This is a genomic window from Rahnella sp. PCH160 (genome assembly GCF_047784855.1).
Classification (GTDB): domain Bacteria; phylum Pseudomonadota; class Gammaproteobacteria; order Enterobacterales; family Enterobacteriaceae; genus Rahnella.
Window position 1 is genome coordinate 664,187 of record NZ_JBLOGT010000001.1, and the last position, 14,598, is coordinate 678,784.

Annotated in this window: 10 protein-coding genes and 1 pseudogene; 8 read left to right on the top strand and 3 right to left on the bottom strand. The window is 51.0% G+C overall.

Going from position 1 to position 14,598, the window contains the following annotated elements:
- Window positions 1-111: 111 nt before the first annotated feature.
- The 4 genes from yrfG (at window position 112) to pckA (ending at window position 3,998) form a co-directional block, all read left to right on the top strand.
- Window positions 112-801 carry a GMP/IMP nucleotidase gene (yrfG, locus tag ACM5QY_RS03130; RefSeq protein ID WP_416119160.1) on the top strand — a complete coding sequence of 230 codons (690 nt, stop codon included), beginning with the start codon at window positions 112-114 and terminating at the stop codon, window positions 799-801.
- 24 nt (window positions 802-825) lie between these two features.
- On the top strand, window positions 826-1,230 hold the full coding sequence (gene hslR, locus ACM5QY_RS03135; protein ID WP_416119161.1) for a ribosome-associated heat shock protein Hsp15: 405 nt from the start codon (window positions 826-828) through the stop codon (window positions 1,228-1,230).
- A gap of 21 nt (window positions 1,231-1,251) precedes the next feature.
- Window positions 1,252-2,136 carry an Hsp33 family molecular chaperone HslO gene (gene hslO / locus ACM5QY_RS03140; RefSeq protein ID WP_416119162.1) on the top strand — a complete coding sequence of 295 codons (885 nt, stop codon included), beginning with the start codon at window positions 1,252-1,254 and terminating at the stop codon, window positions 2,134-2,136.
- Between the two features lie 239 nt (window positions 2,137-2,375).
- Entirely contained in the window at window positions 2,376-3,998 is a 1,623-nt protein-coding gene (gene pckA, locus ACM5QY_RS03145) for a phosphoenolpyruvate carboxykinase (ATP) (RefSeq protein WP_416119163.1), read from the top strand.
- Window positions 3,999-4,400: 402 nt separating this feature from the next.
- Here the strand turns inward: pckA and envZ are convergent, their stop codons facing one another.
- Both envZ and ompR read right to left on the bottom strand, forming a co-directional pair.
- The gene (gene envZ / locus ACM5QY_RS03150) at window positions 4,401-5,759 is read right to left on the bottom strand and encodes a two-component system sensor histidine kinase EnvZ (RefSeq protein WP_416119164.1); all 1,359 of its coding nucleotides are present in this window, start codon (window positions 5,757-5,759) and stop codon (window positions 4,401-4,403) included.
- Complete coding sequence (gene ompR / locus ACM5QY_RS03155) at window positions 5,756-6,475, bottom strand: osmolarity response regulator transcription factor OmpR (protein WP_009635740.1); 720 nt, start codon at window positions 6,473-6,475, stop codon at window positions 5,756-5,758. Before ompR ends, envZ begins: the two co-directional genes overlap by 4 nt.
- Before the next feature lie 651 nt (window positions 6,476-7,126).
- Here ompR and ACM5QY_RS03160 point away from each other — a divergent pair.
- The 4 genes from ACM5QY_RS03160 (at window position 7,127) to ACM5QY_RS03175 (ending at window position 12,157) form a co-directional block, all read left to right on the top strand.
- A complete protein-coding gene (locus ACM5QY_RS03160) occupies window positions 7,127-7,681 on the top strand; it encodes a fimbrial protein (RefSeq protein ID WP_416119165.1) in 555 nt (184 codons plus the stop codon).
- A gap of 93 nt (window positions 7,682-7,774) precedes the next feature.
- On the top strand, window positions 7,775-8,461 hold the full coding sequence (locus ACM5QY_RS03165) for a fimbrial biogenesis chaperone (RefSeq protein WP_416119166.1): 687 nt from the start codon (window positions 7,775-7,777) through the stop codon (window positions 8,459-8,461).
- A 68-nt stretch (window positions 8,462-8,529) separates the two neighbouring features.
- The gene (locus ACM5QY_RS03170) at window positions 8,530-11,055 is read left to right on the top strand and encodes a fimbria/pilus outer membrane usher protein (protein ID WP_416122808.1); all 2,526 of its coding nucleotides are present in this window, start codon (window positions 8,530-8,532) and stop codon (window positions 11,053-11,055) included.
- 10 nt (window positions 11,056-11,065) lie between these two features.
- Complete coding sequence (locus tag ACM5QY_RS03175; RefSeq protein WP_416119167.1) at window positions 11,066-12,157, top strand: fimbrial protein; 1,092 nt, start codon at window positions 11,066-11,068, stop codon at window positions 12,155-12,157.
- A gap of 38 nt (window positions 12,158-12,195) precedes the next feature.
- On the opposite strand, the pseudogene pbpC reads toward ACM5QY_RS03175, so the two are convergent.
- Window positions 12,196-14,564, bottom strand: a pseudogene (gene pbpC / locus ACM5QY_RS03180) (penicillin-binding protein 1C).
- Between the last annotated feature and the right edge of the window lie 34 nt (window positions 14,565-14,598).

Below are 14,598 nucleotides of genomic sequence, written 5' to 3' on the forward strand. Positions count from 1 at the left end.
TGGCACTGCGCCACCGTCACTGATTATGTTACCCTGACGCCCTTCCCTGCATTTAATCATTCGCTCCTGCGCCGCCCGACGTCCATCCAGCCGCCAGGACATGGAGTTGTCATGCCCCCTGATTTTGACTGGAATAACATCGACACCGTTTTACTCGATATGGATGGCACGCTGCTGGATCTGGCCTTCGACAGCCAGTTCTGGTTGCAGGATGTACCGCTGGCGCTCAGCCAGCAACGCGCAATTCCGCTGGAGAATGCACGTCAGATTATTCATGACGAATATCTTGCCGTTCAGCACACCATGAACTGGTACTGCTTTGATTACTGGAGCGAACGGTTAAACCTTGATATTTACCAGATGACCACTGACATCGGCAAAAATGCGCGCTTACGTGACGATACGGTACCCTTTCTGACCCATTTGCGACAATCCGGACGTCAGACCATTTTGCTGACCAATGCGCATCCCCACAGTCTTTCGGTTAAAATTGAACATACCGGTTTAGACCAGCACCTTGATTTATTACTTTCCACCCACACATTTGGTTATCCGAAGGAAGATCAGCGGTTGTGGTCAGCGGTGCAACAACAGACCGGTTTTATTCCTGAGAGGACATTATTTGTCGACGACGGTGAACCTATCCTCAATGCGGCAAAAACCTTCGGTATCCGCTATTGTCTGGGTATAGAAAATCCAGATTCCACCACGGCAAACAAGTCATTTCAGGGTTATCCCTCGATCAATGACTTCCGCAGCCTGTTGCCTTCGATTGACCCCGTGGCAGGCCCGGACAGGTAATACCGGTAGTTTCAGGGGAGAAAAATGAAAGGCAAAACGGAAGAAGACGATAATGCAGTTCGTCTCGATAAATGGCTGTGGGCGGCTCGTTTTTATAAGACCCGCGCGCTGGCACGCGAGATGATTGACGGCGGCAAAGTGCATTACAACGGCCAGCGGGGAAAACCCAGCAAACTGATGGAACTGAATGCCGAAATCACCCTTCGTCAGGGAAATGACGCCAAAACGGTCATTGTGCTGGGGCTGACGACTCAGCGCCGCAGTGCGGAAGAAGCGCAGACGCTTTATCAGGAAACCGACGCGAGCATCGTCAGCCGGGAGAAAATCTCCGCGGCGCGCAAAATGAATGCGATGCCGCACCCGGACAGACGTCCGGATAAAAAGGAACGCCGCAACCTGATCAAATTTAAATATGGCGATCAAGAGTGATCGTCACTGAGAGAGAAAACTATGTCCAATCATGACCAACTGCACCGTTACCTGTTCAATAATCATGCCGTCCGCGGTGAACTGGTCGCGCTCAATGAAACCTTCCAGCAGATCGTTGCCGGTCACGATTACCCGGCAGAAGTCCGCAATCTGCTGGGCGAAATGCTGGTCGCCACCAGCCTGCTGACCGCTACGCTGAAATTTGACGGCGACATCACCGTTCAGTTGCAAGGTGATGGCCCGCTGAAACTGGCGGTGATCAACGGGAACAACCGTCAGGAACTGCGCGGCATCGCGCGCCTGCAAGGTGATATCACTGAAGGCAGTTCGCTCAAAGAGATGATTGGCAACGGCTACATGGTGATCACCATTTCGCCACGCGAGGGTGAACGTTATCAGGGCGTCGTCGGCCTGGAAGGTGAAAACCTGGCCGAGTGCCTGGAAAACTACTTCATGCAGTCAGAACAGCTGCCGACCCGCATTTTCATCCGTACCGGTGAATCTGAAGGCCAGCCAGCCGCAGGCGGCATGTTGTTGCAGGTGCTGCCAGCCGAAGAGACCGACCCGGAAGAATTCAGCCATCTGGCTCAGCTGACCACCACCATCAAGGCAGAAGAGCTGTTCACCCTGCCCGCTAACGAAGTGCTTTATCGTCTGTATCATCAGGAAGAAGTCACACTGTATGAACCGCAGGATGTGTGTTTCCGCTGCACCTGCTCGCGCGAACGTTGTGCCGGTGCGTTGCTCACCTTGCCTGACAGTGAAATCCTCGAGATGCTGGAAGAAGACGGTAAAATTGAAATGCACTGTGATTATTGTGGTTCCGACTACGAGTTCAACGCAATGGATCTGGCAACCCTGAAGGCGGACGGCGACGTTCATCCTGAAAATAATAACGTTCATTAATCGTTAACAAACGCCATCCGGGGACTTTTCGTTGAAAAGTCCCTTTTTTATTGCTTATGCATAACGTCATTTGCACAAATTTAGAGTTTTCATCACAATTCCATAAAATTATTTACACCCCCCGTTATTCTTTGATACCCATCGCGGTTAAAAATCGATAAATACCTACAATTATAATGAGTTTATCCCTACGGGTTTCTGACGTGGGGGATTCAAATTTCCGTTCAAGGAGCAGGGAAATGCCTACAACTCTCGGGGTCACCGCCGAAACACTCGCCCGTTACGGGATCCATCAGAATAGCGAAATCGTCTATAACCCTGATTACGATCTTCTTTTCAACGAAGAAACAGCCCCCGGTCTGGAAGGCTTTGAGCGCGGACAAGTGACAGAGCTGGGCGCAGTAAATGTCGATACCGGTATCTTTACCGGCCGCTCTCCGAAAGATAAATACATTGTCCGTGATGACACCACCCGCGACACGCTGTGGTGGGCCGATCAGGGCAAAGGTAAGAACGATAACAGACCGCTTTCTCAGGAAGTCTGGACGTCACTGAAAACGCGCGTCGGCAATCAGCTCTCCGGTAAACGCCTGTTTATCGTCGACGCGTTTTGTGGTGCGAACGCCAATTCACGCCTGAAAGTGCGCTTTATTACGGAAGTGGCCTGGCAGGCGCATTTCGTCAAAAACATGTTTATCCGTCCGACGGACAGCGAGCTGGAAGGTTTTGAGCCTGACTTTGTCGTGATGAACGGCGCGAAATGCACTAATCCTGACTGGCAGAAACAGGGGCTGAACTCGGAAAACTTCATCGCTTTCAACCTGACCGAACGCATGCAGCTTATCGGCGGATCCTGGTATGGCGGCGAAATGAAGAAAGGTATGTTTGCCGTCATGAACTACCTGCTGCCTTTGCAGGGAATTGCGTCGATGCACTGTTCTGCCAACGTCGGTGAAAAAGGCGATGTGGCCGTGTTCTTTGGCCTTTCCGGCACGGGCAAAACCACGTTATCCACGGATCCAAAACGTAAGCTTATTGGCGACGATGAACACGGCTGGGACGACGATGGCGTCTTCAACTTTGAAGGCGGCTGTTACGCCAAAACCATCAAACTGAGCAAGGAAGCTGAGCCGGAAATCTTTGGTGCCATCAAACGCGATGCGCTGCTGGAAAACGTGGTGGTCAGTGAAGACGGTAAAATCGATTTTGATGACAACAGCAAAACCGAGAACACCCGCGTTTCCTACCCGCTCTATCACATTCAGAACATTGTGAAACCGGTCTCGAAAGCCGGGCACGCCAGCAAAGTCATTTTCCTGACGGCAGATGCGTTTGGCGTTTTACCGCCGGTTTCCCGGCTGACCGCATCCCAGACGCAATACCATTTCCTCTCCGGCTTTACGGCGAAACTGGCGGGCACCGAGCGTGGCGTGCATGAACCAACCCCAACGTTTTCCGCCTGCTTCGGCGCAGCGTTCCTGATGCTGCACCCGACGCAATATTCCGAAGTGCTGGTAAAACGCATGGAAGCCGCAGGCGCTCAGGCTTATCTGGTCAATACGGGCTGGAACGGGACGGGTAAACGTATTTCCCTGAAAAACACCCGCGCCATCATCGATGCGATTCTGAACGGGACGATCGATGACGCCGAAACCTTCACGCTGCCGTTGTTTAATCTGGCCGTTCCAACCGAACTGCCGGGCGTCGACAACCCTATTCTGGATCCGCGCAATACTTACGGCAGCCGCGAACAATGGCAGGAAAAAGCTGAACATCTGGCTCAGCTGTTTATCGATAACTTTGATAAATATACCGATACTCCGGCAGGCGCAGCGCTGGTGAGCGCAGGCCCGCACCGTTAGGCGATAATCTCCTTTCTCAGGCGCGGGCTTCCGCGCCTTTTTTATTACTGGCCTTAAGCTCAAGGTCGTGGGTTGCTGCCCAATAATTTCCTCTAACAGGACGTTGGGAAGGCTGCGCTTTAGAAAGCTATTGGCCGCTTTCAAAACGACGTCGGGTGAGTGGTGAGAAACAGCGAGAGTCTTTTTTCGAGCAGGTTCGAATCCGAGGCGAGAGAACCGCGCAGCGGCGGCGTTTGCGGCAATAACCGATGTTGCTGAAAAATAGTTTGCGAGCGTCAGCGCGGGTTGTAAAAAGACGGGGAGAGTCAAAAGAGGGGCCGTCCTGGCCCTCTCTTGTCGGTTTCGGCGCGGTGAGTTAAGCGATCACTGCAAGTGAAAAACCGAAACCTCCACCAGTCCCGCTTAAGAAACCGGAACTGCAGCAGTTTTCTGCAGTATCTCCACCGGCAACGGCAGATACGCCCTGATCCTCAATCCACCGCGATCACTGCGGCCGATATCCAGAGTCCCGGAATGTGCATCAATAATACGCTGCACTATCGCCAGCCCAAGCCCGGTTCCGCTGGTGGTTCGGGCACTTTCGCCACGTACAAACGGCTGGAACAGATGTTTGAGCTGATCCGGCGCAATCCCCGGTCCATCATCTTCAACCTGGAACCACGCACGCTGAAGTTCACGTCCGCTGCTGACTTTGATCCAGCCATTTCCGTACCGGGCGGCATTCACCACCATATTCACTACAGCACGTTTGATGGATAGCGGATGGGCATTCACCAGCAATTCGCCGTCGACCAGATCGGAATCTATTTCACGTTCGTAACCGCTTTCGGTGGCAATCACCTCACCCAAAATACCGTTGAGATCGGTGATCTCCGTCGGCATTTCCTGCCCGGTGCGGAGATAATCAATGAACTGTTCAATGATGGCGTTGCACTCTTCGATGTCTTTATTAATCGACTCGGCAAGATAACCGTCATCATCACTCATCATTTCTGTCGCTAAGCGGATACGCGTCAGCGGCGTACGCAAATCATGGCTTACACCAGCCATCAGCAACGTGCGGTCATCAGCCAGTAATTTTACACCGGCGGCCATCTGGTTGAAGGCGCGCGTCACTGAACGCACTTCAGAAGCACCGTATTCACGTAACGGCGGCGGAATAATGCCTTTCCCAACCTGTAAGGCCGCGTGCTCCAGTTCAACAAGGGGTCGGTTCTGGATGCGGATAAACAGCCACGCGCCACCAATGGCCAGCAACATAATTGCCAGCGTATAGCGGAACAGCGGAGAGAAATCGCCCTGATGGATTTCGGTAAGAGGAACGCGTACCCAGATATCAGGCGACAACCAGGTTTTCAGCCACACAACCGGGGTATTTTTATTGACCTCAACGCGCACGTCCGTCGGGCCACCAAGCTGTTGCGCCATCTGCTGGCTGAGGAATTCATAGTGCTGCGCCCAGCGCAGACCGCTCTCCTCAGCTGCAGAGTTGGTGTAAAGCGAAATGCCCAGTTCGCGGTAAATCTCGCGACGAAACGCAGGGGGAACCGCCAGCAACGTGCCATCTTCCAGTTGCAGCCGGTCGGTCATCAGCATACGGACTTCATACGCCAGGACTTTATTAAACTGCTGCAAACTGGGCAGGATGGCAAAGTTCAGCACCACCAGATAGGTCGTCACCAGGCTGACGAACAGCAGGGTGACGATTAATAACAGTGTTCGGGCAAACGAGCTACGCGGTGAAAAGCGTATTCGTCTCATGCCTTACTGCCGTCCGGCACAAATACGTAGCCCAGGCCCCAGACGGTCTGGATGTAACGCGGATGCGCCGGATCTTCTTCTACCATGCGGCGCAGACGGGAAATCTGCACATCGATAGAACGTTCCATTGCACTGTATTCGCGGCCACGTGCCAGATTCATCAGTTTGTCACGAGACAGCGGCTCACGCGGATGGCTGACCAGCGCCTTAAGCACGGCAAATTCACCGCTAGTCAGTGGCATAGGCTCATCTTCACGGAACATTTCGCGGGTGCCGAGGTTCAGTTTAAACTTACCAAAGGAAATCACGGCTTCTTCCTGAGAAGGCGCGCCCGGCAGTTCATTCGCCTGACGACGCAGCACCGCACGGATACGAGCCAGCAACTCACGCGGGTTGAACGGTTTAGGAATATAGTCGTCGGCACCGATTTCGAGGCCCACGATACGGTCAACTTCTTCGCCTTTTGCCGTAACCATAATGATTGGCATCGGGTTACTCTGGCTGCGCAGGCGGCGACAGATAGACAAACCATCTTCACCAGGCAACATCAAATCCAGAACCATCAGATGGAAAGACTCACGGGTCAGCAAACGGTCCATCTGTTCAGCATTGGCAACGCTACGCACCTGGAAACCCTGTTCAGTCAGATAACGCTCCAAAAGTGCACGCAGGCGCATGTCGTCATCGACTACCAGAATCTTGTGATTTTCTTGCATGTAAATCTCCCAAAGGCGTGAATGCCTGAAGCTTCTATTGTTAGAAATATCAATCAAAACAGACAGCGTTTATTGGTATATATTCTAGACGAAATTGTAACAATGGATATGCTTTTCCTAATTTATCAACAATATCAGAGCAATCTTCCGACCTTTGTGCTCGGTTCTCCGGAGATCGCACCGCGACCCGTGTGCATACTCTCCCGCGCATGATGGTTGAAAAGCGAGCTGCGGGTTTCTGTATCAGAGATGAAACGGCGCTTTAATGAAAAAGACATTCTTAAAAATTACTGTGAATATCGTTATTAGTGCCCTTGAAATTCCGTTTATTCGCTTTCTTCCTGTTGGAATACAATTAAATCATTCAATTAAAAGAAACGTATTAATTATATATTCAGAAAGATATATATTTTATTTGAAACCATGATGAACAATAAATAAATTGAATTAGAATCCCATCAATGATCAATAAAATGAATAGAACTGATCAAATTTAAATCATCGTGTAACTCAACAAACTAATACCTACTATTCAATAAACAAAACAATTGATAGACTCACTTTCCGCGAAAAATCATCAGTGGTATTGCGAACTTTCTGATAAACTTCGCGGGACAACCTTCAACGTTTTATTTCAGAATGGATGCAACAATGAAAACGACATACAAGCTCATGGTAAGTGGGTTGCTTCTGGCATTAGCCGGAAATAGCTATGCGATTGATGGAAGAATTAACTTCTCTGGCGCAATTATTAAAACTGCATGTGTCATTAACGGGGGGAATGATGTAGATGTTCCTTTGGGTACATATTCCGCAGCTCAATTTAGAGAAATTGGCGATACTTCCCCAAATATCCCTTTCACTCTGCCTTTAGCGAACTGCCCTGTGGCACAGAAAGAGGGCGACCCTCTTCCGCATTTCCGTATATGGCTGGAGGCAGAAGCGGTTGATTCAACCCATCCTAATCTCGTGAAACTGGGCAATAGCTTCAGCGATACGATGGCGGACGGCGTAGGTATTCAAATTTTGGATGCCAATACAAAAGCCGTTATGCTGCTGAATACTTTACCGACTATTACCTATGACATTAAAACAGCAACGATGGATGTCAATTTGCTTGCAAACTACCAGTCGTTCAAAGATCCAGATGACATCACTGCCGGTCCAGCCGATGCAAGTGTCAACGTTACCCTCGATTATCGCTAATCTGCTTTGACGCCGGCGGACTCTGTCACGGAGCCTGCCGGCTTAACTATTATAAAAAAACAAGGCCTACTCATTTCTGGATCGAATAATCACATGTGCAATGCAATCAACCGACTCATTCAGTTAACTCTTCTGTTTTTCTTTTCTATTCAGCTAAGTTATGGTGGCGGAATTCTTGTGGGTCGTACCCGTGTAATTTATGCCGCTAATAAAAAAGAAGCGTCATTGCCTCTTAGCAACAAATCGGAAAGTAAACCGTTTCTGATTCAGTCCTGGATTGATAATGGGGACGGGAAAACACGTGGTCCGTTTGTTGTCACCCCTCCACTTTTTAGATTGAATGCAAATGATGAAAACAACCTTCGTATTTCATATACAGGAGGAGAATTGCCGCAAGATAGAGAATCCATATTTTATATTAATGTACGCGCTATCCCATCCACTCCCAAAAATGATGCTAACGAGTTAAGGTTAGTTATTAAGACAAGAATAAAACTTTTTTACCGCCCTGAGAAATTACAAGGGAAATCTTATGACGCCTATAAGCTACTGACCTTCTCACGCGCTAATGGTCAACTCAACATCACTAATCCTTCCTCTTATTACGTTGTGTTCAGTTATCTGACGGTGGGCAATACCTTGCTCAAAGACACTGAAATGATTGCACCTGGCAGCCAAATCAACGTGAAAATTCCAGGCGATATCTCTGGCAATACCGTTGAGTGGAGCGCAATCAATGATTATGGCGGCGACACACCACCCGAAAAGAGAAGTCTCTAATTACATGTTTTTTAACCCGGCAATTTAGCTGCATCAGAATCTCTTCAGGGAATTCAGTGATAATGACTATGGATAACTCTCCGAATGCAATAAATCCGGGAAATTGCCCCCGCCTGCAGTGTCATATTTTCACACTTGTACTGATCTGTGCTTTCACGATGACGGCTTTGTTTATTGATATTGCGCGGGCAGAAGACGTTTTTTTTGATCCCCGGCTGCTTGAGCAAAGCGGACAACCCACTGACAATGTAGATCTTTCTATTTTTTCCAGAAGTGATAAGGCGCAGATAGCAGGTATGTACGATACCGCTGTTTACGTCAATCTTGATAAGGTGCTCCAGCAAGAAATTCGTTACAACCAGATGCCCGATGGCTCGCTTGAACCTGAGATAACGCCTGATTTACTTCGCGCAATGAACGTCAGGGTCGACGCATTTCCCTCTCTGGCAAATCACCAGCATGATGCCCCTCTGGATGCATTAGCTCAGTATATTCCCGCAGCAGCCGCTAAATTCGATTTTAACCGGATGCGCCTCGATATCAGCATTCCGCAGGCTGCGATGGATCGTAAAGCCAACGGCTATGTCGATCCGAAAAGATGGGATGACGGTGTCCCTGTGTTGTTTTCTAACTATGCATTCTCTGGATCTCAGCGAAAGAACAAGAATGGCAGCGATGATTCCAGCCAGTATCTGAACATGCAAAACGGGTTGAATCTGGGCGCGTGGCGTTTACGTAATTACAGCACCTACAGCAGCAGCGACGGTCAGCAAAGCTGGGATGCCATTTCAACTTACGCTCAGCGCGACATCAAAAGTCTTAAATCCCAGTTTCTGATCGGCCAAAGCTCGACACCGGGCGATCTGTTTCCCAGTCTGCAATTTATCGGTGTTCAGCTAGCTTCCGACGACAATATGCTGCCCGACAGCCAGCGAGGTTTTGCACCGACGATCAGAGGAATAGCCAGCTCCAACGCCGAAGTTACCATCCGGCAAGATGGATATATCATTTATCAAAGTTATGTCGCGCCCGGTGCATTCGAAATTAACGACCTTTACCCGTCTTCCTACAGCGGCGATTTAGAAGTCACCATTAAAGAAGCCGACGGAACTGAGCGCAGGTTTAATCAGCCTTTTTCATCCGTGCCGGTGATGCAACGTCCGGGGCGTCTGAAATACAGCGGCACCGCAGGACGCTACCGTTCAAACAACAATGGCGACAAAGAACCAGACTTTGCCCAAGGCACGGTGATTTATGGTGTCTCGAATGAAATTACAATGTATGCCGGTACATTATTGTCACCCGATTATGTTTCCGGAATGGCTGGGGTTGGGTTCAGTTTACTGTCATTAGGTTCTGTTTCTGTCGATATTACGCAGGCTCAAACCACACTGGACAACAATCAAAACAGCAGCGGCCAGTCTTATCGTATTCAATATTCTAAAAACATCGAGGCGACTGATACTAACTTTTCAATTGCCAGCTACCGCTATTCAACCAGCGGATTCTACGATTTCGATGAGGCGAATCAGTCTCAGGATAACGCGACACAAGAGGGCCATAAGCGCAGCAAATATCAGGTCAGTATTAATCAGGCGCTTTGGGAAGGTACAAGTATGTACGTGTCGGCTTATCAGCAGAACTACTGGCGTGATAGCAACAAAGAGAAAAATATCGCCCTCGGGATGAACACCACCCTTTACGGCATCAGCTATAACCTGTCCTATTCCTACAGCCGACTGGGCGGTGGAGATAATGATCAACAGATCGCGTTGAATATTCGCGTTCCGCTAAGCCGATGGCTGCCACAAAGCTGGGCAACCTATAATGTTACGCACGATAAAGAAGGTGAAACTCGTCAGCAAATCGGACTCAGTGGGACGGCTCTGGACGATCATCGGCTCAGTTATTCGCTTCAGCAAAGTCATACCCGGCAAGGAGGAAACGACAGCAGCAATATTAATACTTCCTATCGGTCATCCTACGGCACGCTCAACGCCGGTTATTATTACGACAACAATTCCCAGCAAATGAGCTATGGCGTTGCTGGCGGCGTTGTCGCTCACGCCCATGGCGTTACGCTGTCCCAACCCCTGGGGGATTCATTTGCCCTGATTGATGCCAATGGGGCGAGCGGTGCAAGAGTACAAAATCTGCCGGGCCTCAGGACCGACTGGCGTGGCTACGCCGTCGTGCCTTACCTCACGTCTTATACCGAAAACCGCATCGTTCTCGACACGACCACTTTGCCTGATGACGTGGATGTGACTAATACATCTGAATTAGTCATTCCCAATAAAGGTGCAATGGTTCTGGCCCATTTTGATGCCCACATAGGCGCACGCGCCTTAATCAAACTGGTGCGCAATGATGGCACGACAGTTCCTTTCGGTGCCGTTGCGGTCAGTGAAGATCAATCGCTGGAAAATATCGTAGATGATGGCGGCGTCCTTTATCTCTCCGGGATAAAGACAGGCGAGCAGGTGGGTTTGCACGTGAAGTGGGGGATTGCGGCTAACCAACAATGCAAAGCCAGCATAAATCTGAAGCCCGTTGCCTCAACGGTGCAATCCATCACGGCCTCATGCATTTAAGGATAAAAACATGAACCACAGTAAAAGCACGTTGTTTGCACTGATATTGGGTATTTCAAGTCTCTATGCCTTACCCGCACTCGCGGGCTCGGCCACCTGTGAATCCAGAAATGGCAGTGCGACTACGTATGAAAACTCTATTTTGCGTGACCTGAGTAGCGATGATAACGCGCGGGGTAGCACTTTCTCTGAGGCGCTGAACAGCAGCCAGCAAAGTTATCAAATTACCTGCAACTGTTCAGCGGCAGATGCGTCGAGCGCGAATGGGGTGCTGATTATGTACAGCCTGCAAACTTCGCTCCCGCTCGGACATACCACGAACTACTTCAAAATTAATGATCATCTCGATGTAATGACCCAGGTCGCCATCCCTAAAAATGGAAACGTGATCGTTCCTACCAGTAAAGCCGTCAGTGACGGAACACATCATTGGGATAAGGAAAACACCGGTATCTGTGCACAGCAGAGCACGCAAGATAATCTGAACACCGGTTCGCAGGGCAAAGTAGACCTTTACATTACGACGCCTTTTATTGGCGAAGTCACCATCCCTCGTATTGAAATTGCCCGGGTTTATGCCTCTTCGGCAACGGTAAACACAACGGCCCCTCCGCTGGGATCGCCCGTTGCAATTTTGTATCTCAGCGGAACAATTACGGTGCCACAAAACTGTGAGATCAATCAGGGGGAAATTATCTCCGTCAGGTTCGGCACAATTCAGGGCAGCAGTTTCACAAAGATAAATACGCCACCGGATGGTTACCGGCCTGTCACGTTTGATATCAAATATGACTGCACAAAAAGCGGGCTACCGGTCATTCCTGTCAACGACAAACTCGAAATGATCCTCGAGGGACAGGACGTTGAGAATCAATATTACCTGATTGCACGCCGCCGTCCGTCCGATAACAAGGCAGATATAGGGATTGTGGTGCAGGATGCGGGCGGGACCTACATGCCCTTTGCAGAAGGTGTTTTACCCATGAACCAGAACGGATTGGGAAAAGTCACCCTGACTGCATTTCCGATAAATCTGGTGGGCGGCGAACTCGATACCGGTGAATTCGAAGCAACAGCTACGCTAAAAGTCGATATCAGATGATAAAAATCAGGCAGCTTATCCGCTGCCTGATTTCCTACTTAGTTCAAAATTTCAATACTGATTAACCGGCTGTCGGCGCGGCCATGATCGTCGACGGCACGGATGCGGTATTGCCCGTTGTTGATGGGCCGCCAGTCGATGGCCGATTTGCTGGCAGAGCTGCCGAGATAAATATCATCCACAAACCAGTAGACCGTTTTACTGTCCGCATCCGTCACCGCGTTGAACGAAATCCTGTCGCGCCCTTGCTGAGATTGCCGCAGGGTGTAGACCGTGTTTTTAAGCGGAGATGTAATGCGCGGCGGATTGCCGCTGACGTCGGCACCCTCATTTTTACAGTGATTCACCGGCGGTTTGCGTTTTGGCAGGCCTGCCTGAGCAAACACATTGGCCAGATCTGACGGCCAGAACTCAAAAACTTCCGTGCGGGTTTCGTTTTCTTCATAAGGCGGACAAGCCACTTCGCCGGTCAGTTTATCCAGCCTGACAGGGCGATAAACCGTATCAACTTTGATGGGCGATTTTCCGGGTATAAACCACGTTTTGCCTTTTTGCTGGCACCAGGGCGTCGGTAAATCACCGCTGGCGAGGCAGATATCAACCCGCTTCAGCTGTTTCGGAAACGGATGGCGGGGTTCCTGCAACGCGGGATAGCTGGCGTTAATGCTGTCGATGATATTGAAGAACAGCGGCGCGGCGGCTTCGGCACCCACAAACACGTTGTTACCTTTGCTGTCGAAATTCCCCTCCCAGACCACCAGAACGTAAGGCCCGAAAATGCCCACGCTCCAGGCATCACGGAACCCCCACGATGTGCCGGTTTTCCAGTACACCGGTAACGATGAAGGCTGCTGAGCCAGCGTATCGCCGGGGCGGCGGTGCTGACGCAGCATGTCCAGCGTCATAAAGCTGGCTTCCTCGCTGAGCAATCTGACCGGCGTCGCGGCTGCCGGATCGCTCTTTTGCATCCGTAGTGGTTGCAGAACGCCACGGTTCGCCAGCAGCGCATACAGTTTTGCCAGCTCCTGCATCGTCACTTCGCCACCGCCCAGCACCAGCGACAGGCCGTAATGGTTTTCGCTCGACATATCCGCGACACCGGAAAGCCGCAGAAACTGGTAGAACGTCGGCTGCCGGAGCTGTGAAGCGACGTACACCGCCGGAATATTGCGGCTGAAGTTCAGGGCATCTGTGGCGGTGACTGGCCCGAGAAAACGCCGGTCAAAATTCTCCGGTGCATAAGCCCCGAACGCCGAAGGCACATCTTTCAGGATGGTCATCGGATGCAGCACGCCCTGCTCCATCCCCAGCGCATAAATAAAAGGTTTAAGCGCCGAGCCCGGCGAGCGTTTGGCGTTCGTGCCGTTTACCTGCCCTGAATTTCACGGTTGTAATAGTCCGCCGAGCCCACCAGCGCCCGCACGCCCATATCGCGGGTATCCACCAGCAGGGCGGCGGCATTATGGATCCCGCGGCTTTCATTGCGGGTGATGAAGGCGCTGACCTGCCGCTCAATCAGCCGTTGCAAACCGGCGTCCAGCGTGGTGTCCACGCGGTTATCGGTCTGAACCAGCTGCTGATTTTGCTGGCGAAGCTGCTCGATAAAGTGCGGTGCGATGTACGGCATCTGCTCCGGCTGACGCAGCGCCAGCGGCAGTTTGAACAGTGAAATCTGGCTGCTGTCGGTCGCGTAATGCGCCTGCCAGCGGCCGAAAAGCCGGTTGCGTGCCTGCGTCAGTGCCGTGCCCAGCACGCCGGTTTTGGCGTCGATGCGGTAACTGGGGGATTGCGGCAAAACGGCCAGCGTCAGCGCTTCCGGCAATGTCAGGTCTTTCGGGGCTTTGTTGAAATAAATCAGGCTGGCCGCGCCGATGCTCTCAATGTTGCGGCCATAGGGCGCGTAGTTCAGATAGGCTTCAAGAATATCGTGTTTGGAATAACTCAGCTCCAGCTGGACCGCGCGTAAGATCTGCATAATCTTGCCCGATGGCGTGCGGGTATTGAGATGCCAGTGCATCCGCGCCAGTTGCATGCTGATGGTCGAACCGCCCTGCATTTTTCCGCCCGCCACATAACTACGCCAGAACCCGCGCATCAGGCTGAACGGATTGAAACCCGGATTGACGTAAAACCAGCGATCTTCGTGCAGCAACAGACCTTTTACCGCCAGCGGCGAAACCTGTTCGAGCGGCGTCCACACGCGATAACGATCGTCATTGGCCAGCGTGATGCGCATCAGCGTTCCATGCCGGTCATAATAGACGGATGAAAAAGGTTGCCCCTGAGAAAGCGGCGGATGTGGCCAGAGACGGCACGCCAGAAGCAGCAGCGCCAGTAAAAAACCCGCCATGGCGATATTTTGCAGGAGGCGTTTGGCTGTTTTGAAAAAAAGAGGAAAGGTGTTCATCTTGCTACTCAGCGTCAGTTACGCCCCGCCAAAA

Excerpts from the sequence above, each read along its gene's own strand:
- ACM5QY_RS03170 (WP_416122808.1), top strand. The coding sequence starts at position 8,530 with ATGGATAACTCTCCGAATGCAATAAATCCGGGAAATTGCCCCCGCCTG.
- hslR (WP_416119161.1), top strand. The coding sequence starts at position 826 with ATGAAAGGCAAAACGGAAGAAGACGATAATGCAGTTCGTCTCGATAAA.
- envZ (WP_416119164.1), bottom strand. The coding sequence starts at position 5,759 with ATGAGACGAATACGCTTTTCACCGCGTAGCTCGTTTGCCCGAACACTG.
- ompR (WP_009635740.1), bottom strand. The coding sequence starts at position 6,475 with ATGCAAGAAAATCACAAGATTCTGGTAGTCGATGACGACATGCGCCTG.
- hslO (WP_416119162.1), top strand. The coding sequence starts at position 1,252 with ATGTCCAATCATGACCAACTGCACCGTTACCTGTTCAATAATCATGCC.
- ACM5QY_RS03165 (WP_416119166.1), top strand. The coding sequence starts at position 7,775 with ATGTGCAATGCAATCAACCGACTCATTCAGTTAACTCTTCTGTTTTTC.
- ACM5QY_RS03175 (WP_416119167.1), top strand. The coding sequence starts at position 11,066 with ATGAACCACAGTAAAAGCACGTTGTTTGCACTGATATTGGGTATTTCA.
- ACM5QY_RS03160 (WP_416119165.1), top strand. The coding sequence starts at position 7,127 with ATGAAAACGACATACAAGCTCATGGTAAGTGGGTTGCTTCTGGCATTA.
- pckA (WP_416119163.1), top strand. The coding sequence starts at position 2,376 with ATGCCTACAACTCTCGGGGTCACCGCCGAAACACTCGCCCGTTACGGG.
- yrfG (WP_416119160.1), top strand. The coding sequence starts at position 112 with ATGCCCCCTGATTTTGACTGGAATAACATCGACACCGTTTTACTCGAT.